This is a genomic window from Stenotrophomonas sp. 28608_Sma, from assembly GCF_056486185.1.
The window spans coordinates 3,959,770-3,981,881 of sequence record NZ_CM151308.1 but is presented as its reverse complement, the minus strand read 5'-3'; the positions used below and the strand labels follow the sequence as shown (position 1 = coordinate 3,981,881).

Genomic DNA, 22,112 nt, shown 5'->3' with positions numbered 1-22,112 from the left:
GGGAGGCATGGGGTCACCAGTACTTCGGCGGGCGGGCGATCCCCGGACCGCAGTCGATGCTGTACTCGACGATGTCCACACCGTGGCGGGTCAGCTCCGCCGACCACGGCCCCGACGGGGATTTGGTGATGTCGATCAGGCGACGGGTGTCCAGGTAGTCCAGTTCCCGGCGAACCTCCAGCGCGGTGGCATCCGGGTACATGTCCTGGGCCGCGCCGGCCAGGACGGCTTCACCGATCGGATAGGGGCGTGAGCGATCCAGCACCAGCAACATCAGCCAGCGCAGCTGCTCCCTGCGCAGCTTGCCCAAATCCGGGCCTTGATTTCCGTGACTCACGGCGTGTTCCCCTTGCTTTGCATGTTCGTGATCTTCGAAGCCACTGCATCAAGCTTTGCCTCGATAACGCTCTGTCCGCGGGCATAGTCCTCGCGGCGGACGTAATCCTTCGCAACTTCCAGGCGGAAGTCGGTGAGGTGACTCTCAACCTCGCGCCAGCGCTTGCTGTCGTTGATCAGAATCGCCAGCTGCTGATCAGTGCGTTGTTGCAGCTGGTTGACCAGCCAGCGGCCGCCGGCGATCAGGCCGCCAAGCAGCGTGATGCCGATGCCTGCGAACCACACCAGGTAGAGCGGTTGCACTTCAACGATCATGGGTTGGTCTCGACGGGTAGGCGCTGTCCGGTGAGGACGCCGATGACGCGCTGGCAGGAGCGGACGTGGTCTTCAGCTTCGGTGACGATTTGAAGAGCAGTGCCTGCAACCTCTGGACGTAGTTGGGCGCTCGCATCACGTTCGACGGCGCCAGAGACGGCTTGGGACAGGCGGGCGGTGTGACAGGTGGCGAGGTCGTCGCGCAGCTGGAGATTGCCAGCGCGCAGGTCAGCCACAACAGCAGCAGGGATGGACGCGGACGCCTCCCGATCATCTTCATGTTGGTCTCCGATCTGGGCCATTTCCCTGGCCTGGGTATGCTCGGTGTCGCGAGCATTGCGCTCGCTTTCCAGTTGCGATTGAAGCGTGGTCACGCGCTGCTGCGCCCTGGCATCACGGGCTTGGGCGTCCAGCGCATTGCCGCGATAGAGAAGTGCTGCGGCAATGGCGACCAGCAGGAGCACCAGCAGCAGGGCGACCGTTGCGGTCAGGGTGCGGACCATCAGTACCGGCCCTCGCACATCGCGCGCTCAGCGGTGCGGCGGCGCTCCAATCCCTTATAGGACTTGCCGCCGGCATTGGCCCAGTTGCTCAGCTGGGCACATGCGAGGTCCCAGCGGCCTTGATTGGCGTAGACACGGATCCGCGGCTGCTGACCGTTGCGCAGCGTGCACAGGCCGTCCTTGACGCCAGCACCACCCGGACCGACGTTGAAGGCGAACGACGTCAGCGCGGCCGCCTGGTAGTCCGTCATCGGCACCTTGATGCAACTCTGCACGGTGTTCCAGGCGACGCCGAGGTCCGACTGGAGCAGACGCTCGCATTCGGCGCGGGCGTAGGTGCGCTGTTCTACCTTGGCCGTATGGCCGTAGCAGACCGTCAGCTTCCCGACGACATCACGATAGGGCTGGGCCGAGTAGCCCTCGAAGGGCTGCACCAACCCGAGCAGCAACGCCAGCATGGTTGCCAGCATTCCGCCCGCGATGGGCAGTGCCTTGTTACCGGGTTGCTCTGCTGCCATGCGCCATCTCCAGGGAAAGATGGCCGACGGGCAGACGAGGATGCCCGCCGGCCAGGTGCGCCATGCGCACACCAAACCGATGGGCAGAGTTTCAGTCTTTGACTGATCGTCGTCTTTGAAACTGGTTTCGAGGAATCTCACGCGCGCGCGTGGGACTGTGCAGATCCCTTCGCGACGTGCGTAGCTGCAGAAGACTATTCGCCCTTGGGCTTATGCGCTTCCCACCAACTGTTGACAGAGGCAGCGGGCGGTGTTTCCGGTTTGGAAGGTTGATAACCAGGATTTACAGCGGAAGGTGCGATCGCCGCAGGACCCGGGGCTTCTACCCTGGGAATTTCAACGTCTCCACATCGCTTGGCGGCAAAAGCCCCCTGAAGCTGAGCTCGCCTTTCCACTGACGTCCTCTTTGCTTCATTCCGTTCGATCACATTTCCGATCCCAAAGTCACCCAAAAAGCTGGCAATGGACATGCCGCTGAACTTTGCTTGCTGCTCGACCTGCCTATCAAAGGCATCCACCTTGGATAGTTCAATTCGGATCTGCTCACAAGAATAGTTCAGCGTCTCGTAGCTCGTTACCGGCTGCAGACGCCCATAACGCTTGGTGGCACACCCACTCAAGGCCGCTGCCATCAGCACGCTGGCGATGACGAACTCTACTCGCTTCATTACTCCCCCTTGCTTGAGACCTGTCATTAGCGCGCTCTTCGTAGCACTTAATGCCTATGTGATTGGTCGCTTTCGTATCCCCCGGGCCACGCCGTCCTCAACGTCTTGAGTCAGCAGAGCCATCAACAGACGTGACGCCGCCGCTCGACCGGCATCGGAAAGTGCCCAAAACGTGTCAATCACTTCGTTGAACTGCGCAATCTGCTCCTCCTCCATTCCAGGCCTAGCAACGCTCCTTTGCCCGGTCAGCACGTAAAGGGGATCCAAACCGTTCTCGGACCAGCCAGCAAGCTGGGCTGCCGTTGGCGATGTTGCTCCCTTTTCCCAATCGATGACGGTGCGCTTCGACGCCCCAACTACTTCCCCAAAGGCGGTCTGACTCAGACCGAGGCGAATTCGCTCCTCACGGAGCCGAAAGCCAAGAGTGCGAATTAATTCACCCATAAGTGTTGACATGTGCAGATTTCTGCACCAGTCTTATCCCGTCCGGTTTAAACAACACCGCAAGGATACGACATGGCTCAGCACCTGCCGCCCGGCCGCGACTTGATGAACAAGGTTCGCGCCGGCATGACCCTCCAGAACACCACTGTCAGCGCTTGGTGCCGCAAGAACGGCATCAATCCCAGCGCGGCCCGCCAAGCCATCTACGGCACTTGGGCTGGGCCGAAGGGCAAGGCTCTGCGCGCCACTCTGCTCAGGGCAGCAGGCGTGAAGGACGTCGCATGAACGCCCCCGGCCGCCCCCTGGACGAGGTGCCCACCCGCGAACTGGAGCTACTGCTCGCCTCAGCCCGCGACCAGTACGCCACCGCCGTGAACAACTGGCAGCGCGCCGTCGAGTCAGACGCGCCTCTGGCCAACACCCTGCCGCTGGCCGGCGCCGTCGACGCAGCCGACCGCCGCGCCGTCCGGATACTGAAGGAACTGGCGCGCCGCCAGCAGGACGCTGCGGCATGAGTGAGCAAAGCATCTTCGCCCGCCTACTGTTCGCCCTGGCCGGGCACAGCCGCACCGGCCTGCGCCTGAAACCGATCGCCGACGGCATCGGCGAATCCCCCAGCACCACGCTGCGCAACCTGCAGCGCCTGGCCGAAGACGGCCTGGTCGAACGCTCTCCCTTCGACCAGGACAACTGGCGCCTATCCCCCCGAATCGTCCAGATCGCCTTGGCTCATCAAGCAGAGGTGGCCCGTGAAGAGCGCCAGCTGGACGACTTCAAGAACCGCTACAGCCGTAGCCCCAACTGATGACGAGGACCGAAATGGCAGAGAAGCAACCCAACAAGCGCGGCGCCAAGCCGCTCGCCCAGGCCGAGCCAGTTGTCCAGGATCTGGACGCGGAAAAGCTGGCCGAGCGCAGCCAGGAGCTGGTTACCCTCGGTGAGCACCAGAGCGAGGTGGTGGATCAGTTCGGTGACGGCCTGCCGTGGCACCCGGACCACTACGAGAACGCCATCCGCAGCGAGCTTCGCCGCGGCTGCGAAGCCTTCCTTCGCGCCGGCCGCTACTTGATCGTGGCGCGCGAATGCGCCGCGCATGGCGAATGGGACGGCATGCTGGAACGTCTGGGCATTGAAGGATCTCAAGCACGCCGGATGATGGAGGCGTCCAAGCGCGTAGCCGCGCTGCCAAATCGTGCGACGTCGCACGATTTGATTGCAGCCGCCAAGTCCGGAAGCAAGATCATCGAACTGCTCTCTCTTCCCGAGGAGCAGTTCGCGGAACTGGCAGAGAAGGGTGCGACGGATGGCCTCTCGCTGGACGATGTCGAATCCATGACGGTACGCGAACTCCGGGCAGCCATCCGCGAAGCCCGTGCCGATGCCGACGCAAAGGATCAGCGCATCAACAAGTTGAGCGACGATCTCAACAAGGCGGAGGAGAAGACAGCAAAAGCGCAGCGGAAGTGGAAGAAGGCCACCCCCGACGAGCAGTCCCAGGAACTGCTGACCCAGCTGGAGCTGGCCGCCTCCCAGGTGCGCCTTGCCATCGCCAGCGGCAGTGAAGAAGCCGGCTTCAGCGGCGCGGTGATCACGCTGATGCAGCACGCCGAGCAACACGACCTCAACGTTGATGAGCAGGTGGCCGGGATCATCGCCAGCCTGATCAACGACCTGCGCCTTGTCCGCGACCACCAGGAGGTGGGCGTCACGGTGATCCATGACCGTCGCCTGGCCGACTGGAAGCGGGAGGGCTGACATGGCCCTCAGCGCCAGCTTGATCGAGCAGGCCGCTGCTGACCTGCTCTGCGCCGGGCACGGCCAGAAGCGCGCCATTGCCGAGCGATACGCCGCCGAATGGGGCTGCAGCGTACAGACGTTGTATCGGCAGGTCTCGAAGCTGACCTGTTCGCTGAAGCCTCGCAAGCGCCGCAGCGATCGGGGCAACTCCGACTGGACCCAGCAGGAACTGGAAATGATTTCCGCTGTATTGCTGGAGTCGCGTCGCGGCACTGGCAAGCGCCTGGCCAGCATCGGCGAGGCCATCGACATGCTACGCGCCAATGGCATGGTGCGCGGCGAGACTGTGGATGCCGGTACCGGCGAGATCCGACTGCTGAGCGAGAGCTCCGCAGCCAAAGCCTTGCGCACCAACCGCTTGCACCCTGATCAGCTGTCGGCACCTGCACCGAAGGTTCAGCTGGCCAGCGAACATCCCAACCAGGTGTGGCAGGCCGATCCCAGCCTGTGCGTGCTGTATTACCTCAAGCGCCAGGACGGCCTGCATGCGATGCCGGCAAGCGAGTTCTACAAGAACAAGCCCAAGAACCTGGCGCGCGTCGAGAACGAGCGCGTCTGGCGCTACGTGTTCACCGACCACACCAGCGGCGCCTTCTACGTGGAATACGTGCTGGGCGCCGAGAGCGGCGAGAACCTGTGCCGCACCTTCATCAACGCCATGCAGTACCGCGGTGCGGCTGATCCGTTCTGTGGCGCACCGACGATGGTGATGGTGGACCCGGGCAGCGCCAATACGGGTGCGATGTTCAAGAACCTGTGCGCGGCCCTGGGTATTCGCATCTGGATCAATCAGCCGGGCCAGCCGTGGGCAAAGGGCCAAGTCGAAAAGACCAACGACCTGATCGAACGCAAGTTCGAGCACCGCCTTCGCTTCGACAACGTGCAGAGCTTGGAGCAGCTCAACGCATCGGCGTGGCGTTGGATGCGCAACTTCAATGCCACCGCTCAACACACCCGGCACAAGTCCTCGCGCTACCAGGCGTGGATGACGATCAAGCCCGATCAGCTGCGCCTGGTACCGGCGACCGAGGACTGCATGAAGCTGGCCACCCGCGCTCCGGAACTGCGCAAGGTCAACCCGCTGCTGCGGATCAGCTTCCTGGGCAAGACCTACGACGTGTCGGGCGTGCCGGGCGTGATCGTGGGCCAGAAGCTCACGGTCGCCCGTAATGCCTTCGGTAGCGAGTTCGGTGCGCAGGCGCTGTTCACAGACGATGCTGGCCGCGACACCTGGTACACGATGGAGCCGCTGGAAGCAGACGCATACGGGTTCACCGGTGCGGTGGCGGTCGGCACATACCACGCGCACGCCGACACCCCGGCGGACACAAACCGCAAGCGGGTCGAGCGCCTGGCGATGGATGCCGAGACCGACGAGCAAGCCAAGGCGCAGCGCAAGGCCAAGGCAATGCCGTTCGGTGGCCGTATCGACCCCTACAAGTCGGTGCAGCAGGCGCCGGAGATCCAGCACCTGCCGCGCCGGGGTCATCGCGTCGACGTCGCGGTCCCCGATGTGGTCGAGGCCCCTCGCTTCACGGTCGATTCGGTCACGCCCATCCGCGCGGAATTGCCGCCACTGAACCATGTGGAAGCGGCCATGCGCTTGAAGCCGCTACTGGAGGCCGCCGGTTCGGCTTGGTCGCCGGACCACTACGCACGCACCGCCCAGCGCTGGCCGGAAGGCCTGCCGGTGGATCAGGTCGAGTCCTGGGCGCACGCCCTGGCAACGCCTGAGCGCGGTGGTCTCCGGCTGGTGGAAGGAGGTGCCGCGTGATGGCTTCGCTCGACAGCATCAAGAAAGACGCACGCCTCATCCAGGAACGCGACGGATTCGGCTACTGCCAGGCGCTGGAGATCGCTGCGCGAAAGGCTGGCTTCAACACCTATGCAGCTGCGAAGGCTGCCTTGCAGGGGCGGAGGGCTCGCCCATGACGTTGCGTCTGAAGCGCCTGCTCACCGAGGCCGGCATCAAGCAGGGAGACCTGGCCAGTGCTGCAGGTCTGAGCCGTCCGGCCCTCAATGCCTTGAGCAACCACGGCCAGTTGCCCACCAGCTGCGATCCGGCAGTGGTGCGCGCTGCCATCAGTTCCTGCCTGACCCAGCACGGCGTAACCGACGCCCACTGGCATGAAAAGGAGGGGCCGACGTGCGGGGTCACGCCAGCCCCGGTTTCCCCACCGCAAGACACCGATAACGACAACGACATTCACGACGAGGAAGATCCCATGCTACTGCGTTTTCAGGCTTTGACTCCACAGGCCAAGCGTCACTTCGGCCTCACCAGCAATCCCTTCGCCGATCCGGCTAGTGCCGAAGAGGTGTTCCTGTCGCCGGATATCCGCTATGTCCGCGAGAGCATGTACCAGGTGGCCCGCCACGGCGGCTTTGCTGCGGTGATCGGCGAAAGTGGTGCTGGCAAGAGCACGCTGCGCGAAGACCTGGTTGATCGCATCCAGCGTGAAGAGCAGGCCGTCATTGTTATCCAGCCCTACGTGCTGGCCAGCGAAGGCAGTGATGCCGTGGGCAAGACCCTGCGCAGCCACCATATCGCCGAGGCGATCATGGCCGCTGTCGCCCCGCTGGCCAAGCCGAAGAGCAGCCCCGAGGCCCGCTTCCGCCAGCTGCACGAATCGCTGCGTGACAGCGCCCGCGCCGGTCACAGCCACGTCCTGGTGATTGAAGAGGCCCACAGCCTGCCGCTGCCGACCCTGAAGCACCTCAAGCGCTTCCGCGAGCTGAAGGACGGCCTGCGCCCGCTGCTGTCGGTGATCCTCATCGGGCAACCCGAGCTGGGCGTGAAGCTCTCTGAGCACAACCCGGAGGTACGCGAAGTAGTACAGCGCATCGAGATCATCACGCTGCCGCCGCTGGACAACGAGCTGGGTGCCTACCTGGCGCACCGCTTCAAGCGCGCCCAGGTGCCGCTGGACAAGGTGGTGGAACAGAGTGCCATCGACGCGCTGCGCGCCAAGCTGGTTCCTTCGCGCGGCGCTGGCTCGTTGCTGTACCCGCTGGCGGTTCAGAACGCCCTGACCGCTGCGATGAACCGCGCCGCTGACCTGGGCGTGCCAACCGTCACCGCTGACGTCGTGCGGGGGGTGTGAGATGGCGATCCGAACCGAAGGCTGGCCGGCGGTAGAAGGCATGGTGGTTGAGCCAATGACGGCGCAGTGGCCGCTTGCAACGCGTGTTGTGGCGGTTCCCTTTGAAATGCAGGACCGTCCGGCGCCGGTGAATGTGGACATCCTGCAGGTGGTGATCGTGCCGCGCGCCAACTGGGAGCGCATCACCGCGCATGTTCCGGCCGATGTGCTGCAGCGTGAGGGGGTGGCTCATGGCTGATACGCCCCACAGCAATAACGGACTACAGCATCTGCGCTGGTTCGCCGAAAGCCTGATGCGCGATGCCGAGCTTCCGGATCGTCAGGTGACGGTGATGCACCGAGACCTCTTCCGCCGTGCCGGAATCCAATGGCGCGACGGACAGGATCTGGTGGAACTCTTGGCATCACTGGACCTGCAGCAGCTGAGCGGCCTGATCAGCCAGCTGCGCGACGGCGATGACGACGAGGAGGAATGATGGCCGTTCCGACCCTCCAGCGCTGCCTCGGCCAGGTGCGTAACCGCCAGCGCCACAGTGCCCAGCACCCCCAGCGGAAGAAGTCCATCGGGACGCTGGTGCAGGACTGCCACACGTTCCCGACAGCGTCGCGTGTGGGAGAAGTCCAGGTGCACGACCCTGAAACCAGGCGCGAGTACTCGGTCGAGGTCTGGATCCACAGCGGCGTGGTGGTGATCGCGCACAGCACCAGCAAGCGCTGGCTGCTGGAACTGGACGAGATTCTCGACCTGGCCATCGCCGCCGGCATTGATCGGGGGGCCATCTGACATGCAGCTGGCCCTGCTACCGCAAGAGCTGTCCCCACAGACGGTGCTTTTGCAGCTGCAGGGCCGTCGCGGCGCCGTCAACGGCATCACTGCCCGCGACCTGGTGCAGCAGATCACTTCACGTACCAGCACCGCCGACGAGCGCCGCCTGCGCCAGATCATCGAGCAGCTGCGGCGCGAGGGGCACCCGATCTGCGCCCACCCGGCTCACGGCTACCACCTGGCCGCCAGTGCGGCCGAACTGGACCGCGCCTGCACCTTCCTGGTCGGGCGCGCCATGACCTCCCTGGAGCAGGTCAGCGCGATGAAGCGCGTTGCGCTCCCGGATCTGTACGGACAACTCGGGCTGGACAAGCCCGCTACCGACGAGGAATCCAACCATGAACCATGAACGCAATTCCGACGTGCTGTATGCCGCCGCCAACACGGCACGCGAGCTGGAGAACAGCGGCATCGAGATCCTGGGCCTGCACAGCAATGGCCGTCGCGCGGTGCTGATTCTGGACCGCCCTCCCACGATGGTGGGTGGCCACCTCAAGCGCCGCCAGCCCAACGGCAGCGGCGGGCAGGACCGCGTGATGGCCGCTGAGTACCAGGGCGTGCAGCTGGAGTGGACCCAGCGTCCTCCGATGCTGCGGGAGGTGGCTCATGGCTGAGCGCGGCCAGTTCCTGGTGGTCCCTGCTGAGTGGGTGGGTGGCGACACCTTCACCGACTCGGACAAGGCGATCGAAGACGCCCAGGCCCGCAGCAAGGTCGACGGCAAGCACCGCGCGGTGGTTTGCGTGGTCGCTCGCACTACGCCCAGCCCTGCACCGGTCATCGTGCTGACGCGTACGGAAGCCGGCATCACGCAGCCGCAGGTTGTTCAGCCATGAGCGCCGTCCCCAGCGTCGCAATGCAGCACGCTATCGCCCTGTCACTGGGCGCCAGCGTGGTCCGTTCTGCGGATCTGATCGATCGGGTGATGGAGCACGGCTTCCATTACCGCGGCTATGTGTCCAACGCGGTCGCCAAGGCGGTGCGGTGCGGAATGATCCTGCGCGTCGGCGAAGGGCTGGCCCGCAACTACCGCCTCAACCCCGACTGGAAGATCGACCAAGCGGCGTTGGCTGCCGCGCAGGCGCAGCGTGTGCGTGGTACCCGGCCGGGTATGACAGGGGCGCAGAAGGCTCGATCTGCTGCTGGGGGCTACGAAGGTCCCGCCTTCGACAAAGGCCCGCTGACGCCCTCCATCGGCACCGTGTGCCAGTCCCAGGAGGATCTGGAAGGTGAGTTACCGCCTTACCTCGGTGGTCGCCTGGTCGATTCGTTGCACAACCACTTCGATCGCATCTTCGGCGGGGTGGAGTGATGGCTCGCACCGGCCGCCGGCGCTACGACCACCTGTGCGCGATGCGCTTTGCGCTGTGGGCTCGTATGCAGAACCCGCGCCAGCTCACCCCGCAGCGCATTTCCGGCCTGCTCGGGATCTCGCTGGATGCCGCCCGCCGCTGGCGAGCCGACTGGTTCACCGCCAACAGCCCTATCCATGTCGAAGGCGTCCCCGACGTCCTTCGGCCCACTCAACCGTTTGTCCCCCCCGCCGCCCAAGGAGGCGCCCAATGACCCCATCCATTCCCGAAGGCTACCGCGAGGACCGCAATGGTCGGCTGGTGCCAGAGGCACAGATCAAGCCGATCGATCTGGCCCGCGACCAGCTGGTTCAGGAGAAGATCCAGCGCGCCCTGCAGCTGCGCGAAGAACTGCGCACCTTCAAGGCGGACACGTTCGCTGACATTGCGGCCTTCGTGCAGCTCAGTGGCGAGCAGTACGGCGCCAAGATCGGCGGCGACAAGGGCAACGTGAGCCTGTACACCTACGACGGCCGCTACAAGATCCTGCGCGCCTGCCAGGACAGCATCCAGTTCGATGAGCGGCTGCAGGCGGCCAAGGCCCTCATCGATGAGTGCCTGAACGACTGGACCGAAGGCTCCCGTGCCGAGCTGCGTACCCTGGTCAACAGCGCCTTCAAGGTGGGGCAGGACGGCAGCATCAAGACAGGCGAGGTGCTCTCGCTGCATCGCCTCAAGTTCGATGACCCCCGCTGGCAGCAGGCGATGAAGGCCATCAGCGATGCGGTGACGGTGGTGGGCAGCAAGACCTATGTGCGGTTCTACGAGCGCGACGCACGTGGCCAGTATCAGCCCATTTCTCTCGACGTGGCGGGGGTCTGACATGCCGAAGATCCGAGACACCTGCACCTTCCGCTTCGACGGTGTTCGCGGTGCCCTGAATGCCAACACCCTGGCGCTGGCGGTGGAGATCGCCGACCAGGCTGCACGGGCCGACGTGGAGATCCACGCGCCGGCCGTGGAGCTGGATGGGCTGCGCTTCTTCGACGCCACTTGCGGCAACATCCAGGGCGAAGACGCGACCGCTGCTCGCTATGCCATTCGCCAGGCGGTGCGGTACATCGAAGCGCGCGGGGACGCACTCCCTTGGCGCCTGAAGCGTCATATCTCCCAGCCGGGCCTGCTGCACTTCGAAGAGCGTACGGACGTTGAGGTGGCCACCTCCGGGCCGCGCCACGCGTGCGTCAACTGCGACATGCCCACCGGCTTGGCGGAATCGCCGATGTGCGGTCCGTGCGCCCAGCAGGCGGTAGGTGCGATGGCGTCTACCACGGCTGACGCGATCCGGCGCATGGACGGGCTCGACTTCGTGTGTGGCCTGCGCGACCCGCAGACGAAGCGGAACGTGGCCACGGCCATTGCTCGCCAGGTTGGGCATGGCATGGCCGAGAAGTGCGAAGCCCAAGCCGAAGCGGCCCTCAACGCCATTCTCGAGCTGCTGCTCCACCCGCCGGTGCTGGTCTTGCAGCGCAGTGGCCCAATCAACCTCCTGGGGGTGCACTCGTGATCGCGTACTGCTGGGCCAATGGCCAGATTGGGTTCGGCAACAACGTGCCGGAAGGTGCGATCTTCATCGCCGAAGGGAGCAACGGGCAGCTGCGCAAGGTGATCAGCGTCGTAGCCAGGCACGGAAAGGGACTGATGCAGGGGATGCTGGTTGTCCCGGGTGTGCCAGAGGCGCAGACGCAGCGGGCAAAGGGTGACGCGCTTGGGGATTGGCTTGCGTGGTGTTCCCAGCATCCGCGTCGGCTGCGCTGGGGCGCACTGCGTGCCAGCAACCGCAACACCGACTCAAAGGAGAACCGCCATGTTCATGCGTAACCTGGTGCTGTTCCGCTTTCCAACCAGCACCGACTTCTCCGAAGTCGAATCCGTGCTGCCGTATGGCGTTCTGAAGCCGGTTGGACCGCTCGAAATGAACTCGCGCGGCTTCATTTCCCCCTTCGGCCGCGAGGAGCAGGAGCGCCTGTCGTGCCGACAGGGCGACTTCCTCTGGCTGACGGTGGGTGGCGAGGACAAGATTCTGCCCAGCGCGGTGGTCAACCGTGCGCTGGAGAGTCGTCTTCAGGTCATGGAACAGGAACAGGGGCGTCGACCGGGTGGCCGTGAGCGCAAGCGCATGAAGGACGACATCTTGCACGAGCTGCTGCCCAAGGCCTTCGTCAAGAACACTCGCCACGACGCGATCCTGGACCTGACCCACGGCTATGTGGCCGTGGATACCTCCAGCCGCAAGGTGGGCGAGGCCTTCGTGTCCGATATCCGTGGCCTGTTGGGCGGCTTCCCGGCGGTTCCGCTGAATGCCCAGGTTGCACCGCGCTCGATCCTGACTGGCTGGATCGCAGGTGAGTCCCTGCCGGATGGCTTGTCCCTTGGAGAGTCCGCCGAGCTGCGTGATCCGGTCGAGGGTGGCGCCAAGGTGCGCTGCAGCGACCAGGAACTTCGCAGTGACGAGATCGACAAGCACCTGGATGCCGGCAAGCAGGTCACCAAGCTGGCCCTGGTGCTGGAGGACGCGCTGTCCTTCGAGCTGGGCGATGACCTGGTGTTGCGCAAGCTGAAGTTCCTGGACGGCGCGCTCTCCCAGCTGGAGCAGGCCGACGATGACGGCCGCCGCGCCGAGTTCGATGCCCGCTTTGCCCTGCAGAGCGGCGAGATCCGCCGCCTGTTCCTGGTGCTGGAACAGGCCTTCCACCTTTCAACGAACCCGTGAGGCCCGGCATGACCATCAAGCGCTACAACATCGAACGTAATTGGGGCGAAGGCCAGGTACAGCTTGAGATCGACCACAACATCCTGACGCCGGAGCTGGCGGCGGAAATCAACGAGTTCTGGACAGGGGCCGATGAGCGGCTTGACGCCGCCGACGACAACCCCGTGCTGGCCGTCATCAAGATCGCCGGTGCCGAGTTCATGGGTTGGGTGCTCGATGCGAACTCAAGCTACTCGACCGAAAGCATGCAGCGTGAGTTTGACCAGCTGGAAGGGTGGCCATCGCCACACGGTATCCGCCTGGTTGGCTGGGATGACCGTCCTGACCTCGATTCCTCCCTGATGCAGGTCGAGGAAATTGAGGTGCCACATGGATGAGACCGTGTACGACGCCGCATGGCGGGCCTACAAAGCCGCGCCTCGCGCCGTGGCCAACGGCCCGTCACGCTCAGCCGTTCGAGCGGCGGTGGATGCGGTGCTTGGCTACCTGATGCCGCCTGGTTCGACGCCAGCGTTCTTCGCCGACCGCGAACTGCGGCGGGCAGTGGCGGCGGACCTCATGGAGATGGGCAGTGAGAGCCAGCGCGGCGGCTGGCCGGCCATGCGGGCAACCTACACCGTCCCGCTTTTCCAGGTCCCGCCAGGCCCTTTGCAGACCGACGTCCTGAAGCGGCTTCACTGTGTGCCGCCGATGTGGTTGAGCGAACAGGTTGGAGGTCCGTTTGATGACCTGACTCCCGGTCAGGCATGGCGCGACGGGTTCAACGAATGCCGTAGGCGTTCGCTACTGCTGATCGAGCAGGAACTGACCGAAGCTGGCCGCGAGGAAGGGGCTGTTGATGCGCCGTGATCCGCTGACAAAGAAGTCCCAGGTGGCCACCGTCCTGAAGGACGGTGGCCGTATCGTGCCTGGCGTGCGCGAAGGGCTGCTGCAGTTGCTGGACCATGCGGGCCAGGAAGTGCCGGCATGGCAGACCGCCCTCCGGGCCGCTCAGGGCGCAAGGAGCAAGGCATGACGCGCGTTCGCAAGGCCGGCGACGGCCGTAACCGGGTGCTGGCCGCGATCCACGCCGGCGCCAAGAAGCTCAGCCTCTCCGACGACGTCTACCGTGACCTGGTCGAGCGTGTATCCAGAGAGCACGGCGTTGCCCAGCGCAGCGCCGGCAAGTGCGATCGCCGGCAGCTCGATGCGATCGCCAACGAGCTGCGTCGCCTGGGTGGAATTCCCGCCAAGGCGGCGTACGCAGCCAAACGTTGGGCAGGCCGCCCCAAGGGCGACCTATCCCCCCAGCTGTCCAAGATCGAAGCCCTGCTGGCTGATTCGGGGCGTGAGTGGGAATATGCCCATTCGGTGGCCCGCCACATGTTCAAGGTAGGACGCCTGGAATGGTGCAACCCGGATCAGTTGTTCAAAGTGATTGCCGCTCTTCAGATCGATGCCAATCGCCGCGCCCGGCGGGAGGCCCCTTCGGCATGAAGTCGATGGAGGCCCGCCGCAACGAGCTCTTGGCCAATGCCGCTTCGGCGGCGGCTACGGCTGCGCGTGCGCTCGGCCTCGGCGACGACTTCGCAGAGCAGATCGGCGCGGCGGTGGCGGACACCTTGGCCGAAGACTGGGGCGGCCAGACCATCTACTTTCCCCAGGACGCCTCATTCAAGCTCAGCCCACGCGAGCGTGAGATACTGAACGCCCACCGCAATGGGGCTACAGTTCCGGGCTTGGCGAAGCGATACAGAATGTCTGAGCAAGGGATCCGCAAGCTGCTCGCCAGGGCGAACTTCCGGGATCGTAACCTCAATCAGATGAGTCTGTTCCGTACAGCACCCTGATTGCACCAGGCGCAATGGCTTTCCATCTTGATCCGCCATTGCCAGCTTTCTTCCGGGGTCTTCCGGCTAGATATCTCGCAGCCCCCCCTGATATATCTCACCCCTGAACACGGGTGTAAAAAAAAAACCGGGGCCGGATCCCCGCCAGGATCCGCCCCCGCCCGACGCCCTCAGCCGGGCAGCTTCGACTCTACGATGGCAACGCCTGCGGTGCACGGCTGGATACACCTCGACACATGCCGACACCGCTGCGGTCAGCCTTGCACGGAACGGGTTCACGGCGCTATCGCGACGCCGGTTCCACGCCAGTAAACGCTTGGCACATATCGCTTCTGTGGGCGCTTGCCTACACTCGGCGGCCGTGGATCACTCAGGACCGTTCATGTTGGCTCGCATCGCTTCGACCCTGGCCCTTGGCCTCAGCCTGGCCGTGCTGGCCGGGTGCGCGGGCAAACAGGAGGCCGCCGCCCGTCGGCAGGGAGAAGCGGTGCCGGTCACCGCGCAGGTCGTGCAGTCCACGCAGTGGAATGACACGCTGCAGGCACTGGGTACGGCCAAGGCGCGCGAATCGATCAGCGTCACGGCCAAGGTCAGCGAGATCGTCGAGAAGGTGCACTTTGAAAGCGGCCAGCATGTTGCCGCTGGTGCGCCGATCGTGACGCTGCGCGGGCAGGCCCAGGAAGCGGCGCTGGTGCAGGCGCAGGCCACCTTCCACGAGGCCGACCAGTTGTACAAGCGCCAGCGCGAGCTGGCCTCCCAGCGGCTGGTGTCCAGCGCCACGCTGGATACGCAGAAGTCGATCCGTGATGCCGCCGAGGCGCGCGTGATGCAGATGCAGGCCGACATCGGTGATCGCCGTGTACGCGCACCGTTCGCCGGCGTGCTCGGCATCCGCCAGGTCAGCCCCGGCTCGCTGGTGACTCCGACCACGGTCATCGCCACGCTCGACGACATCGAGCACATGCACATCGATTTCCAGGTGCCGGAAGTGGAACTGGCCGCACTGGGCGTCGGTGACAAGGTCAGCGCCACCAGCGTGGCGTGGCCGGGCCGCACCTTCGAGGGCGTGGTCAGTACCATCGACGCACGCATCGACCCGGCGACCCGTGCGGTGACCGTACGTGCCGATTTCGCCAATGGTGACCATGCCCTGCGCCCGGGCATGCTGCTGGACGTGCGCCTGTTCCACCCTGAGCGCCCGGCGCTGGTGATTCCGGAAATCGCCGTGGTCCAGGTCGGTCGCGATACCTTCGTGTACCGCATCACCGCCGACAACAGTGTCGAACGCGTGGATGTGGTCACCGGCGCGCGCCGTGCCGGCGTGGTCGAGATCAGGCAGGGCCTGGAAGCGGGCCAGCGCATCGTGGTCGATGGCACCGGCAAGCTGCGCCCGGGCCTGAAGGTCGCAGCCAAGGACGCGGCACCGGCTACGGGTGCCAAGCCGGCTGATGCACCGGCGCCGGTCGCGGCCGAGGGCCACGGCGGATGAAGCTGTCCGACATCTCCATCCAGCGGCCGGTGTTCGCCGTGGTGATGAGCCTGTTGCTGCTGGTGCTGGGCGTGATGTCCTTCACCCGCCTGACCCTGCGCGAACTGCCCGCCATCGATCCGCCGATCGTGTCGGTGTCGGTGGACTACACCGGCGCCTCGGCGGCGGTCATCGAAAGCCGCATCACCCAGGTGCTGGAAGATGCGCTGGCCGGCATCGAAGGCATCGATACGATCAATGCGCGCAGCACCAACGGCCGCTCGCAGGTCAGCATCGAGTTCACCTCCAACCGCGATATCGAAGCGGCGGCCAACGATGTGCGCGATGCGGTCAGCCGCGTCGCCGACCGCATGCCGGAGGAAGCGCGTCCGCCGGAGATCGCCAAGGTCGAGAGCGATGCCGACCCGATCATCTGGTTCAACATGGTCTCCTCGACCATGGACACGCTGGAGCTGAGCGACTACGCCGACCGCTACGTGGTCGATCGTTTCTCCAGCCTCGATGGCGTGGCCCAGGTCCGCATCGGCGGCCGCCAGCGCTATGCGATGCGGATCTGGCTGGACCGCGACCAGCTGGCGGCGCGCGGGCTGACCACCGGCGACGTGGAAACCGCGCTGCGCAACGAGAACGTGGAACTGCCGGCCGGCCGCATCGAGTCGACCGACCGCGATTTCACCCTGCGCGTGGAGCGCAACTACATCAAGCCCGAAGACTTCGCGACCATCCCGCTGGGCAAGGGTCGCGATGGTTACGTGGTGCGCATGGGCGATGTGGCGAAGATCGAGCTGGCCTCGGCCGAGCGACGTGCGTACTACCGCAGCAACGGCGAGCCGGGCATCGGCCTGGGCATCGTCAAGACCTCCACCGCCAACTCGCTGGACGTGGCGCGTACTGCGCGCGCTGAAGCCGAGCGGGTCGCGCTGACCCTGCCCAAGGGTACGCAGATCTTCGTTGCCTTCGACAACACCACCTTCATCGAAGCCGCAGTGGACCGCGTCTACGCCACGCTGGTGGAAGCGATGATCCTCGTGCTGGCGGTGATCTGGCTGTTCCTCGGCAGCTTCCGCGCTGCGCTGATTCCGGCGGTGACGGTGCCGGTCTGCCTGGTCGCCGCGTTCATTGCGCTGTATGCGTTCGACTTCTCGATCAACCTGCTGACCCTGCTTGCCCTGGTGCTGTGCATCGGCCTGGTGGTGGACGATGCGATCGTGGTGGTGGAGAACGTGCAGCGCCGCATCGACCTGGGCGAACCACCGCTGGTGGCGTCCAAGCGCGGTACCACGCAGGTCGCCTTCGCGGTGATCGCCACCACCGCGGTGCTGGTGGCGGTGTTCCTGCCGGTCGGGTTCCTGGAAGGCAATACCGGGCGCCTGTTCCGCGAACTGGCGGTGGCGCTGGCGGCGGCGGTGGCGTTGTCCGCCTTTGTGGCGCTGACGCTGACGCCGATGATGGCCTCCAAATTGCTCAAGCCGCATACCGGGCAGGCACCGCGTGGCCTGCATGGCTTCATCAACCGCAACCTGGAACGCCTGGCCGGGGCCTATGGGCGGGTGCTCGACCACCACGTGGACCGCACCTGGATCTACCTGCTGGTGATGGTGGCCGCACTGGCCGCCAGCTGGGGCCTGCTCAAGCTGCTGCCGTCGGAACTGGCGCCGGCCGAAGACCGCGGTTCGTTCCAGATCATGATCGACGGCCCGGAAGGCGCCGGCTACGACTACACCGTGCAGCAGGTGCAGCAGGTGGAATCGATGCTGGCACCGCATGTTGGCCCGGACAAACCGATCGTGCGCGCCAATCCACGCGTGCCCGGTGGTTGGGGTGCCAGCGAGGAAATGCACACCGGCCGCGTCAGCATCTTCCTGCAGCCGTGGCGCCAGCGCAGCGAAGGCACGCCGGAAGTGGCCAACGAACTGCAGAAGGAACTGGACACCATCCGCGGCGTGCGCGTGCGTACGCAGGTGGGCGGTGGCCTGGTGCGCAGCGGCGGGCAGCCGTTCCAGATCGTGCTGGGCGGCCCGGAATATGCCGAGATCGCGCAGTGGCGCGACCGTATCCTGCTGCGCATGGCCGACAACCCCGGCCTGGTCGGCCCGGACTCGGATTACAAGGAAACGCGGCCGCAGATGCGGGTCAACATCGACCGCCAGCGTGCGGCCGACCTCGGCGTGCCGGTCACCGCGATCGGTTCGGCACTGGAAACCATGATGGGCTCGCGCCGCGTCACCACCTTCGTCGACAACGGCGAAGAGTACGACGTGCTGGTGCAGGCCGGTCGCGATGGCCGTGCCAGCCCGGCCGACCTGGCCGCCATCCGCGTGCGCGCGACGTCCGGCGAACTGGTGCCGCTGTCCAACCTGGTCACGCTGAGTGAGGTGGCCGAGGCCGGCACCCTGAACCGCTTCAACCGCCTGCGCTCGATCACCATCAACGCGGGCCTGGCGCCGGGCTATCCGCTGGGTGAAGCCATTGCCTGGGCGCAGCAGGTCACGCGCGAGGAGCTGCCGCAGTACGCACAGGTGAACTGGAAGGGCGAATCGCGCGAATACCAGAGTGCCGGTGGCGCGGTGCTGCTGACCTTCGCCATGGCGCTGCTGGTGGTCTACCTGGTGCTGGCCGCGCAGTTCGAGAGCTTCATCCACCCGCTCACCATCATGCTGACCGTGCCGCTGGGCGTGCTCGGCGCGCTGGTCGGGTTGTGGGTGAGTGGCGGTACCGTGAACCTGTTCAGCCAGATCGGAATCGTCATGCTGGTCGGCCTGGCCGCGAAGAACGGCATCCTCATTGTTGAATTCGCCAACCAGCTGCGTGACGACGGAAGAACCGTGCGCGAGGCGATCATCGAATCGGCGATGGTGCGCCTGCGCCCGATCCTGATGACCTCGATCGCCACCGTGGTCGGTGCGATTCCGCTGGTGGTGGCCGGTGGCCCCGGTTCGGCCAGCCGTGGCACCATCGGCATCGTGATCATCTTCGGTGTGACCCTCTCGACGTTCCTGTCGCTGTTCGTGGTGCCGGCGTTCTACGCGCGGCTGGCGCCCTACACCCGCTCGCCGGAAGCGGTGAAGCGCGAGTTGGAGAAGCAGGAGGCGGAGTCGCCCTCGGTGGGTGGTCATGCCTGATCCGACCACCGTGCTGCGAGGCGACGGCTTCCAACTGCGCCCCTGGCGCCCGGATGATCTGGAATCGCTGCTGCGCCATGCCAACGACGCCGAGGTATCGCGGGGCCTGCGTGATCGTTTCCCTTACCCGTACACGCGCGAGGATGGCGAGGCCTTCCTCGCCGGTCGCGTGCTGGCCCCTGGCACCCTGAACCTGGCCATCGAGATCGACGGCCAGGCCTGCGGCAGCGTCGGGGCCCAGCAGGGCAGTGCCGAGCGCGGGCACATGGCGGAACTGGGCTACTGGCTGGGCCAGGCCTACTGGGGCCAGGGGCTGATGACCCGGGTGGTCGGCCTGTTCGCACCCTGGGTGATGGACGAGCTGCGCCTGTTCAGGCTGCAGGCCGGGGTGGTCGACTTCAACCTCGGCTCGGCCCGGGTGCTGGAAAAGAACGGTTTCCAGGAAGAAGGCGTGGACCGCTGCGCGGTCTACAAGCGCGGGGTGCTGCACGACCTGCGCCGCTTCGCCCGGGTGCGCACGCAGCTGCCCTGAACACGCGGGCCGGCCGCGGTAGAGCCGAGGCCGTGCTCGGCCGCCGTCATCACCACGCCGAGCATGGGCTCGGCTCTACAACACAGCGCTACCGCAGCGGCCTTCGATCAGGGAGAATCGACCGGTCCCTTCCAGCCGACGGGACGTCCTTACAACCCGCCGACTGGAGAGAGCGCGCGTGGAAGCTACCGTACATTTCATCAACAGCATCATCTGGAGCAAGGCACTGATCTTCGTGTGCCTGGCCGCCGGCCTGTTCTTCAGCCTGCGCACGCGCTTCATGCAGATCCGCGGCTTCCTCGAGATGTGCCGCCTCACCGTCAAGGGTGAGAAATCCGACGCCGGTGTGTCGTCCTTCCAGGCCCTGGCCATGTCGATGGCCGGGCGCATGGGTATCGGCAACATCGCCGGCGTGGCCACCGCCATCGCCTTCGGCGGCCCCGGTGCGATCTTCTGGATGTGGGTGATGGGCTTCCTTGGCGCATCCACCTCGTACGTGGAATGTACGCTGGCACAGATCTACAAGACCAAGGATGCCGAAGGCCGCTACCGTGGTGGCCCGGCGTACTACATCGAAAAGGCCATGGGCCTGAAGTGGTACGCGCTGGTCTTCGCTATTGCCACGATCATTGCCGCCGGTTTCCTGATGCCCGGCGTGCAGGCCAACGCCATCGCCGACAGCATCATCAACGCCTGCCGTGGCACCGCGCTGTGTGGTCCGCTGGATGGCCAGACGATGGGCATGGAGTCGGTGCAGGCGCTGAAGCTGGGCATCGGCATCGTGGTGGCGCTGCTGCTGGGCGTGGTGATCTTCGGCGGCGTCAAGCGCATCGCCAACTTCGCCGAAGTGGTGGTGCCGTTCATGGCGGCAGCCTTCATCCTGACCGCCATCGTCATCATGATCATCAACTACGATCGCGTGCCGGAGATGTTCGGCATCATCTTCAGCAGCGCCTTCGGCACCCACGCCGCGTTCGGCGCGATGATGGGCTTGGCGGTGGAGTGGGGCATCAAGCGCGGCATCTACGCAAACGAAGCCGGCCAGGGCTCGGGCCCGCACGCGGCAGCCGCCTCGGAAGTCTCGCACCCGGCCAAGCAGGGCTACGTGCAGGCCTTCGCCATCTACTTCGACACCATGATGGTGTGCACCGCCACCGCGTTCCTGATCCTGGCCAGCGGCACCTACAACGTGTACTCGCCGGCAGGTGCCGGCGCCCCGCCGATCTTCCAGGGCCTGGCCGGCATTCCGGAAGGCGCGGGCTACGCCCAGGCGGGTGTGGAAGCCGTGCTGCCGGGCTGGGGTTCGGCGTTCGTGTCGATCGCGATCTTCTTCTTCGCCTTCACCACGATCATGGCCTATTACTACATGGCCGAAACCAACCTGACCTACGTCAACCACAACAAGAAGCGCCCGCTGACCGTGCTGGTGCTGCGCCTGGGCATCATCGGCATGGTGGTGTTCGGCGCGTTCCATAATGCAACCCTGGCCTGGGCGCTGGGTGACATCGGCGTGGGCCTGATGGCCTGGCTGAACATCATTGCCATCCTCATCATCCAGAAGCCGGCCATGCTGGCCCTGCGTGATTACGAGCGGCAGAAGAAGCTGGGCCTGGATCCGATTTTCGACCCCGATGCCCTGGGCATCAAGAACGCCGATTTCTGGCGTCAACGCAAGCTGGAGTTGTCCCGTAGTGAATGATCCCTGGAAGAATGCCCGCCGTCCGTCGTCGCGACCGCCGCGGGCCACCCCGCTGCCGCCGCGTGAGGGCGGCACCCCGCCACCGCCGGGGCGGGGCAACGACGAACTGCGCCTGTACGGCTGGAACGCCGTGCAGGCCCTGTTCGCCAAGCGCCCGCAGGCACTGCGCAAGCTGTACCTGGTGGATGCGCTGATTCCGCGCATGCAGCCTGTGTTGAAGTGGTGCGTGGCCAACCGTGTGGGCTACCGCGTGGTGGAGGAGGGCGACCTCAACAAGCTGGCCGCTACCACGCACCACGAAGGCCTGGTGGCCGACGTGCTGCGCGCGCCCGTCGTGCCGCTGGCGCAGTGGCTGGAGGATCTGGGCGAAGGCTCGGCGCTGGCGTTGTGGCTGGACGGTGTCGGCAATCCCCACAACTTCGGCGCAATCCTGCGCTCGGCCGCGCACTTCGGTGTCAAGGCGCTGCTGCTGCCGTCCGGCAGCACGCTGGCGTTGTCCGGTGCCGCCGCACGCGTGGCCGAGGGTGGTGCGGAGTCGGTGCCGCTGGTGCAGTTGCCGGAGACCGCCCAGGCGATGGCGCAGCTGCGTGCAGCCGGCTTCGGGCTGGCTGCGACCCTCGTTGATGGTGGCGACGACGTGTTCCGTGCGTCGCTGCCGGAACGGTTGGTGTACGTGATGGGCGCCGAAGGCGAGGGCATGGACCGCGGCCTGGCCAGTCAGTGTGACCAGCAGCTGTCGATTCCCGGCAGCGGCGCGGTGGAAAGCCTGAACGTGGCCTCGGCCACCGCCGTGCTGCTCGCGCAGTGGGCCAGTCGACGCATGAGGTGAGAACGGCAGGGGGCCAGGTCGAGTTGAGCTGAACCCTG

The 22,112-nt window shown here is 65.5% G+C and carries 35 protein-coding genes; 29 read left to right on the top strand and 6 right to left on the bottom strand.

Translation table 11 applies throughout. The features are described 5' to 3' along the window. Window positions 1-13: 13 nt before the first annotated feature. The 6 genes from ACZLHH_RS18890 to ACZLHH_RS18865 are packed head-to-tail and all read right to left on the bottom strand — an operon-like array spanning window position 14 to window position 2,796. Window positions 14-337 (bottom strand): hypothetical protein, encoded by a 324-nt coding sequence (locus ACZLHH_RS18890; RefSeq protein ID WP_024957611.1) that lies wholly within the window; start codon window positions 335-337, stop codon window positions 14-16. After that, entirely contained in the window at window positions 334-651 is a 318-nt protein-coding gene (locus ACZLHH_RS18885; RefSeq protein ID WP_008265891.1) for a hypothetical protein, read from the bottom strand. The genes ACZLHH_RS18890 and ACZLHH_RS18885 overlap by 4 nt, the downstream gene beginning before the upstream one ends. Then, window positions 648-1,154 carry a lysis system i-spanin subunit Rz gene (locus ACZLHH_RS18880; protein WP_008264923.1) on the bottom strand — a complete coding sequence of 169 codons (507 nt, stop codon included), beginning with the start codon at window positions 1,152-1,154 and terminating at the stop codon, window positions 648-650. Before ACZLHH_RS18880 ends, ACZLHH_RS18885 begins: the two co-directional genes overlap by 4 nt. Further along, the gene (locus ACZLHH_RS18875) at window positions 1,154-1,813 is read right to left on the bottom strand and encodes a lysozyme (RefSeq protein ID WP_152907180.1); all 660 of its coding nucleotides are present in this window, start codon (window positions 1,811-1,813) and stop codon (window positions 1,154-1,156) included. The genes ACZLHH_RS18880 and ACZLHH_RS18875 overlap by 1 nt, the downstream gene beginning before the upstream one ends. Before the next feature lie 53 nt (window positions 1,814-1,866). After that, on the bottom strand, window positions 1,867-2,340 hold the full coding sequence (locus ACZLHH_RS18870) for a hypothetical protein (protein ID WP_232281353.1): 474 nt from the start codon (window positions 2,338-2,340) through the stop codon (window positions 1,867-1,869). Between the two features lie 54 nt (window positions 2,341-2,394). Beyond that, window positions 2,395-2,796, bottom strand: a complete 402-nt coding sequence (locus ACZLHH_RS18865; RefSeq protein WP_080355185.1) for a helix-turn-helix domain-containing protein — start codon at window positions 2,794-2,796, stop codon at window positions 2,395-2,397. Window positions 2,797-2,856: 60 nt separating this feature from the next. On the opposite strand from ACZLHH_RS18865, the gene ACZLHH_RS18860 reads away from it, so the two are divergent. The 29 genes from ACZLHH_RS18860 (at window position 2,857) to ACZLHH_RS18720 (ending at window position 22,074) form a co-directional block, all read left to right on the top strand. Beyond that, a complete protein-coding gene (locus ACZLHH_RS18860) occupies window positions 2,857-3,069 on the top strand; it encodes a helix-turn-helix domain-containing protein (RefSeq protein WP_008265835.1) in 213 nt (70 codons plus the stop codon). Further along, complete coding sequence (locus ACZLHH_RS18855) at window positions 3,066-3,299, top strand: hypothetical protein (protein ID WP_040006683.1); 234 nt, start codon at window positions 3,066-3,068, stop codon at window positions 3,297-3,299. The genes ACZLHH_RS18860 and ACZLHH_RS18855 overlap by 4 nt, the downstream gene beginning before the upstream one ends. Further along, window positions 3,296-3,589, top strand: coding sequence for a helix-turn-helix domain-containing protein (locus ACZLHH_RS18850; RefSeq protein WP_008267142.1), 294 nt, complete (start codon window positions 3,296-3,298; stop codon window positions 3,587-3,589). Before ACZLHH_RS18855 ends, ACZLHH_RS18850 begins: the two co-directional genes overlap by 4 nt. A 14-nt stretch (window positions 3,590-3,603) precedes the next feature. Next, window positions 3,604-4,539 (top strand): hypothetical protein, encoded by a 936-nt coding sequence (locus ACZLHH_RS18845; protein ID WP_008266072.1) that lies wholly within the window; start codon window positions 3,604-3,606, stop codon window positions 4,537-4,539. A 1-nt stretch (window position 4,540) separates the two neighbouring features. Continuing rightward, window positions 4,541-6,355, top strand: coding sequence for a DDE-type integrase/transposase/recombinase (locus tag ACZLHH_RS18840; protein ID WP_008266617.1), 1,815 nt, complete (start codon window positions 4,541-4,543; stop codon window positions 6,353-6,355). Beyond that, window positions 6,355-6,513: a hypothetical protein gene (locus ACZLHH_RS18835; RefSeq protein WP_008268046.1), complete on the top strand. Its 159-nt coding sequence runs from the start codon at window positions 6,355-6,357 to the stop codon at window positions 6,511-6,513. Before ACZLHH_RS18840 ends, ACZLHH_RS18835 begins: the two co-directional genes overlap by 1 nt. Then, on the top strand, window positions 6,510-7,685 hold the full coding sequence (locus ACZLHH_RS18830; RefSeq protein ID WP_478478727.1) for an AAA family ATPase: 1,176 nt from the start codon (window positions 6,510-6,512) through the stop codon (window positions 7,683-7,685). Before ACZLHH_RS18835 ends, ACZLHH_RS18830 begins: the two co-directional genes overlap by 4 nt. Window position 7,686: 1 nt before the next feature. Further along, window positions 7,687-7,923: a hypothetical protein gene (locus ACZLHH_RS18825; protein ID WP_008265702.1), complete on the top strand. Its 237-nt coding sequence runs from the start codon at window positions 7,687-7,689 to the stop codon at window positions 7,921-7,923. Beyond that, window positions 7,916-8,161, top strand: coding sequence for a hypothetical protein (locus tag ACZLHH_RS18820; protein WP_040006680.1), 246 nt, complete (start codon window positions 7,916-7,918; stop codon window positions 8,159-8,161). The genes ACZLHH_RS18825 and ACZLHH_RS18820 overlap by 8 nt, the downstream gene beginning before the upstream one ends. After that, window positions 8,161-8,469, top strand: coding sequence for a hypothetical protein (locus ACZLHH_RS18815; protein ID WP_040006678.1), 309 nt, complete (start codon window positions 8,161-8,163; stop codon window positions 8,467-8,469). Before ACZLHH_RS18820 ends, ACZLHH_RS18815 begins: the two co-directional genes overlap by 1 nt. 1 nt (window position 8,470) lies before the next feature. After that, complete coding sequence (locus tag ACZLHH_RS18810) at window positions 8,471-8,860, top strand: hypothetical protein (protein WP_024957596.1); 390 nt, start codon at window positions 8,471-8,473, stop codon at window positions 8,858-8,860. Further along, complete coding sequence (locus ACZLHH_RS18805) at window positions 8,850-9,125, top strand: hypothetical protein (protein WP_040006676.1); 276 nt, start codon at window positions 8,850-8,852, stop codon at window positions 9,123-9,125. The genes ACZLHH_RS18810 and ACZLHH_RS18805 overlap by 11 nt, the downstream gene beginning before the upstream one ends. Next, window positions 9,118-9,345: a hypothetical protein gene (locus ACZLHH_RS18800; protein WP_008265784.1), complete on the top strand. Its 228-nt coding sequence runs from the start codon at window positions 9,118-9,120 to the stop codon at window positions 9,343-9,345. The genes ACZLHH_RS18805 and ACZLHH_RS18800 overlap by 8 nt, the downstream gene beginning before the upstream one ends. Continuing rightward, window positions 9,342-9,821 (top strand): hypothetical protein, encoded by a 480-nt coding sequence (locus ACZLHH_RS18795; RefSeq protein ID WP_141097897.1) that lies wholly within the window; start codon window positions 9,342-9,344, stop codon window positions 9,819-9,821. The genes ACZLHH_RS18800 and ACZLHH_RS18795 overlap by 4 nt, the downstream gene beginning before the upstream one ends. After that, entirely contained in the window at window positions 9,821-10,075 is a 255-nt protein-coding gene (locus ACZLHH_RS18790; RefSeq protein WP_040006673.1) for a hypothetical protein, read from the top strand. Before ACZLHH_RS18795 ends, ACZLHH_RS18790 begins: the two co-directional genes overlap by 1 nt. Beyond that, window positions 10,072-10,683 (top strand): DUF3164 family protein, encoded by a 612-nt coding sequence (locus ACZLHH_RS18785; protein ID WP_008267057.1) that lies wholly within the window; start codon window positions 10,072-10,074, stop codon window positions 10,681-10,683. The genes ACZLHH_RS18790 and ACZLHH_RS18785 overlap by 4 nt, the downstream gene beginning before the upstream one ends. A gap of 1 nt (window position 10,684) precedes the next feature. Beyond that, a complete protein-coding gene (locus tag ACZLHH_RS18780; RefSeq protein ID WP_040006671.1) occupies window positions 10,685-11,368 on the top strand; it encodes a hypothetical protein in 684 nt (227 codons plus the stop codon). Continuing rightward, window positions 11,365-11,682 carry a hypothetical protein gene (locus tag ACZLHH_RS18775; protein ID WP_065427827.1) on the top strand — a complete coding sequence of 106 codons (318 nt, stop codon included), beginning with the start codon at window positions 11,365-11,367 and terminating at the stop codon, window positions 11,680-11,682. The genes ACZLHH_RS18780 and ACZLHH_RS18775 overlap by 4 nt, the downstream gene beginning before the upstream one ends. Beyond that, on the top strand, window positions 11,669-12,574 hold the full coding sequence (locus ACZLHH_RS18770; protein ID WP_049399129.1) for a recombination-associated protein RdgC: 906 nt from the start codon (window positions 11,669-11,671) through the stop codon (window positions 12,572-12,574). Before ACZLHH_RS18775 ends, ACZLHH_RS18770 begins: the two co-directional genes overlap by 14 nt. Window positions 12,575-12,582: 8 nt before the next feature. Continuing rightward, window positions 12,583-12,951 (top strand): DUF2528 family protein, encoded by a 369-nt coding sequence (locus ACZLHH_RS18765; protein ID WP_049399130.1) that lies wholly within the window; start codon window positions 12,583-12,585, stop codon window positions 12,949-12,951. Then, complete coding sequence (locus ACZLHH_RS18760) at window positions 12,944-13,423, top strand: hypothetical protein (RefSeq protein WP_040006669.1); 480 nt, start codon at window positions 12,944-12,946, stop codon at window positions 13,421-13,423. The genes ACZLHH_RS18765 and ACZLHH_RS18760 overlap by 8 nt, the downstream gene beginning before the upstream one ends. Then, window positions 13,413-13,589 carry a hypothetical protein gene (locus ACZLHH_RS18755; RefSeq protein WP_157635897.1) on the top strand — a complete coding sequence of 59 codons (177 nt, stop codon included), beginning with the start codon at window positions 13,413-13,415 and terminating at the stop codon, window positions 13,587-13,589. The genes ACZLHH_RS18760 and ACZLHH_RS18755 overlap by 11 nt, the downstream gene beginning before the upstream one ends. Then, the gene (locus ACZLHH_RS18750) at window positions 13,586-14,050 is read left to right on the top strand and encodes a regulatory protein GemA (RefSeq protein WP_040006666.1); all 465 of its coding nucleotides are present in this window, start codon (window positions 13,586-13,588) and stop codon (window positions 14,048-14,050) included. Before ACZLHH_RS18755 ends, ACZLHH_RS18750 begins: the two co-directional genes overlap by 4 nt. Further along, on the top strand, window positions 14,047-14,403 hold the full coding sequence (locus tag ACZLHH_RS18745) for a Mor transcription activator family protein (protein ID WP_008266767.1): 357 nt from the start codon (window positions 14,047-14,049) through the stop codon (window positions 14,401-14,403). The genes ACZLHH_RS18750 and ACZLHH_RS18745 overlap by 4 nt, the downstream gene beginning before the upstream one ends. A gap of 382 nt (window positions 14,404-14,785) precedes the next feature. After that, window positions 14,786-15,892, top strand: coding sequence for an efflux RND transporter periplasmic adaptor subunit (locus ACZLHH_RS18740; protein ID WP_180845001.1), 1,107 nt, complete (start codon window positions 14,786-14,788; stop codon window positions 15,890-15,892). Beyond that, window positions 15,889-19,014 (top strand): efflux RND transporter permease subunit, encoded by a 3,126-nt coding sequence (locus ACZLHH_RS18735; protein WP_071228525.1) that lies wholly within the window; start codon window positions 15,889-15,891, stop codon window positions 19,012-19,014. The genes ACZLHH_RS18740 and ACZLHH_RS18735 overlap by 4 nt, the downstream gene beginning before the upstream one ends. Beyond that, entirely contained in the window at window positions 19,007-19,546 is a 540-nt protein-coding gene (locus tag ACZLHH_RS18730) for a GNAT family N-acetyltransferase (RefSeq protein WP_107432154.1), read from the top strand. The genes ACZLHH_RS18735 and ACZLHH_RS18730 overlap by 8 nt, the downstream gene beginning before the upstream one ends. Window positions 19,547-19,724: 178 nt before the next feature. Beyond that, window positions 19,725-21,245 (top strand): alanine/glycine:cation symporter family protein, encoded by a 1,521-nt coding sequence (locus ACZLHH_RS18725; protein ID WP_180845000.1) that lies wholly within the window; start codon window positions 19,725-19,727, stop codon window positions 21,243-21,245. Next, a complete protein-coding gene (locus ACZLHH_RS18720; protein ID WP_180844999.1) occupies window positions 21,238-22,074 on the top strand; it encodes a TrmH family RNA methyltransferase in 837 nt (278 codons plus the stop codon). The genes ACZLHH_RS18725 and ACZLHH_RS18720 overlap by 8 nt, the downstream gene beginning before the upstream one ends. Window positions 22,075-22,112 lie beyond the last annotated feature (38 nt).

What these genes read in the sequence shown, in the direction of transcription:
- ACZLHH_RS18810 (WP_024957596.1), top strand. Translation starts at nt 8,471, where the DNA reads ATGCAGCTGGCCCTGCTACCGCAAGAGCTGTCCCCACAGACGGTGCTT.
- ACZLHH_RS18795 (WP_141097897.1), top strand. Translation starts at nt 9,342, where the DNA reads ATGAGCGCCGTCCCCAGCGTCGCAATGCAGCACGCTATCGCCCTGTCA.
- ACZLHH_RS18805 (WP_040006676.1), top strand. Translation starts at nt 8,850, where the DNA reads ATGAACCATGAACGCAATTCCGACGTGCTGTATGCCGCCGCCAACACG.
- ACZLHH_RS18880 (WP_008264923.1), bottom strand. Translation starts at nt 1,154, where the DNA reads ATGGTCCGCACCCTGACCGCAACGGTCGCCCTGCTGCTGGTGCTCCTG.
- ACZLHH_RS18760 (WP_040006669.1), top strand. Translation starts at nt 12,944, where the DNA reads ATGGATGAGACCGTGTACGACGCCGCATGGCGGGCCTACAAAGCCGCG.
- ACZLHH_RS18860 (WP_008265835.1), top strand. Translation starts at nt 2,857, where the DNA reads ATGGCTCAGCACCTGCCGCCCGGCCGCGACTTGATGAACAAGGTTCGC.
- ACZLHH_RS18780 (WP_040006671.1), top strand. Translation starts at nt 10,685, where the DNA reads ATGCCGAAGATCCGAGACACCTGCACCTTCCGCTTCGACGGTGTTCGC.
- ACZLHH_RS18820 (WP_040006680.1), top strand. Translation starts at nt 7,916, where the DNA reads ATGGCTGATACGCCCCACAGCAATAACGGACTACAGCATCTGCGCTGG.
- ACZLHH_RS18885 (WP_008265891.1), bottom strand. Translation starts at nt 651, where the DNA reads ATGATCGTTGAAGTGCAACCGCTCTACCTGGTGTGGTTCGCAGGCATC.
- ACZLHH_RS18870 (WP_232281353.1), bottom strand. Translation starts at nt 2,340, where the DNA reads ATGAAGCGAGTAGAGTTCGTCATCGCCAGCGTGCTGATGGCAGCGGCC.
- ACZLHH_RS18815 (WP_040006678.1), top strand. Translation starts at nt 8,161, where the DNA reads ATGGCCGTTCCGACCCTCCAGCGCTGCCTCGGCCAGGTGCGTAACCGC.
- ACZLHH_RS18755 (WP_157635897.1), top strand. Translation starts at nt 13,413, where the DNA reads ATGCGCCGTGATCCGCTGACAAAGAAGTCCCAGGTGGCCACCGTCCTG.
- ACZLHH_RS18790 (WP_040006673.1), top strand. Translation starts at nt 9,821, where the DNA reads ATGGCTCGCACCGGCCGCCGGCGCTACGACCACCTGTGCGCGATGCGC.
- ACZLHH_RS18825 (WP_008265702.1), top strand. Translation starts at nt 7,687, where the DNA reads ATGGCGATCCGAACCGAAGGCTGGCCGGCGGTAGAAGGCATGGTGGTT.
- ACZLHH_RS18855 (WP_040006683.1), top strand. Translation starts at nt 3,066, where the DNA reads ATGAACGCCCCCGGCCGCCCCCTGGACGAGGTGCCCACCCGCGAACTG.
- ACZLHH_RS18740 (WP_180845001.1), top strand. Translation starts at nt 14,786, where the DNA reads ATGTTGGCTCGCATCGCTTCGACCCTGGCCCTTGGCCTCAGCCTGGCC.
- ACZLHH_RS18835 (WP_008268046.1), top strand. Translation starts at nt 6,355, where the DNA reads ATGGCTTCGCTCGACAGCATCAAGAAAGACGCACGCCTCATCCAGGAA.
- ACZLHH_RS18750 (WP_040006666.1), top strand. Translation starts at nt 13,586, where the DNA reads ATGACGCGCGTTCGCAAGGCCGGCGACGGCCGTAACCGGGTGCTGGCC.
- ACZLHH_RS18840 (WP_008266617.1), top strand. Translation starts at nt 4,541, where the DNA reads ATGGCCCTCAGCGCCAGCTTGATCGAGCAGGCCGCTGCTGACCTGCTC.
- ACZLHH_RS18765 (WP_049399130.1), top strand. Translation starts at nt 12,583, where the DNA reads ATGACCATCAAGCGCTACAACATCGAACGTAATTGGGGCGAAGGCCAG.
- ACZLHH_RS18770 (WP_049399129.1), top strand. Translation starts at nt 11,669, where the DNA reads ATGTTCATGCGTAACCTGGTGCTGTTCCGCTTTCCAACCAGCACCGAC.
- ACZLHH_RS18745 (WP_008266767.1), top strand. Translation starts at nt 14,047, where the DNA reads ATGAAGTCGATGGAGGCCCGCCGCAACGAGCTCTTGGCCAATGCCGCT.
- ACZLHH_RS18785 (WP_008267057.1), top strand. Translation starts at nt 10,072, where the DNA reads ATGACCCCATCCATTCCCGAAGGCTACCGCGAGGACCGCAATGGTCGG.
- ACZLHH_RS18850 (WP_008267142.1), top strand. Translation starts at nt 3,296, where the DNA reads ATGAGTGAGCAAAGCATCTTCGCCCGCCTACTGTTCGCCCTGGCCGGG.
- ACZLHH_RS18735 (WP_071228525.1), top strand. Translation starts at nt 15,889, where the DNA reads ATGAAGCTGTCCGACATCTCCATCCAGCGGCCGGTGTTCGCCGTGGTG.
- ACZLHH_RS18800 (WP_008265784.1), top strand. Translation starts at nt 9,118, where the DNA reads ATGGCTGAGCGCGGCCAGTTCCTGGTGGTCCCTGCTGAGTGGGTGGGT.
- ACZLHH_RS18865 (WP_080355185.1), bottom strand. Translation starts at nt 2,796, where the DNA reads ATGTCAACACTTATGGGTGAATTAATTCGCACTCTTGGCTTTCGGCTC.
- ACZLHH_RS18845 (WP_008266072.1), top strand. Translation starts at nt 3,604, where the DNA reads ATGGCAGAGAAGCAACCCAACAAGCGCGGCGCCAAGCCGCTCGCCCAG.
- ACZLHH_RS18830 (WP_478478727.1), top strand. Translation starts at nt 6,510, where the DNA reads ATGACGTTGCGTCTGAAGCGCCTGCTCACCGAGGCCGGCATCAAGCAG.
- ACZLHH_RS18730 (WP_107432154.1), top strand. Translation starts at nt 19,007, where the DNA reads ATGCCTGATCCGACCACCGTGCTGCGAGGCGACGGCTTCCAACTGCGC.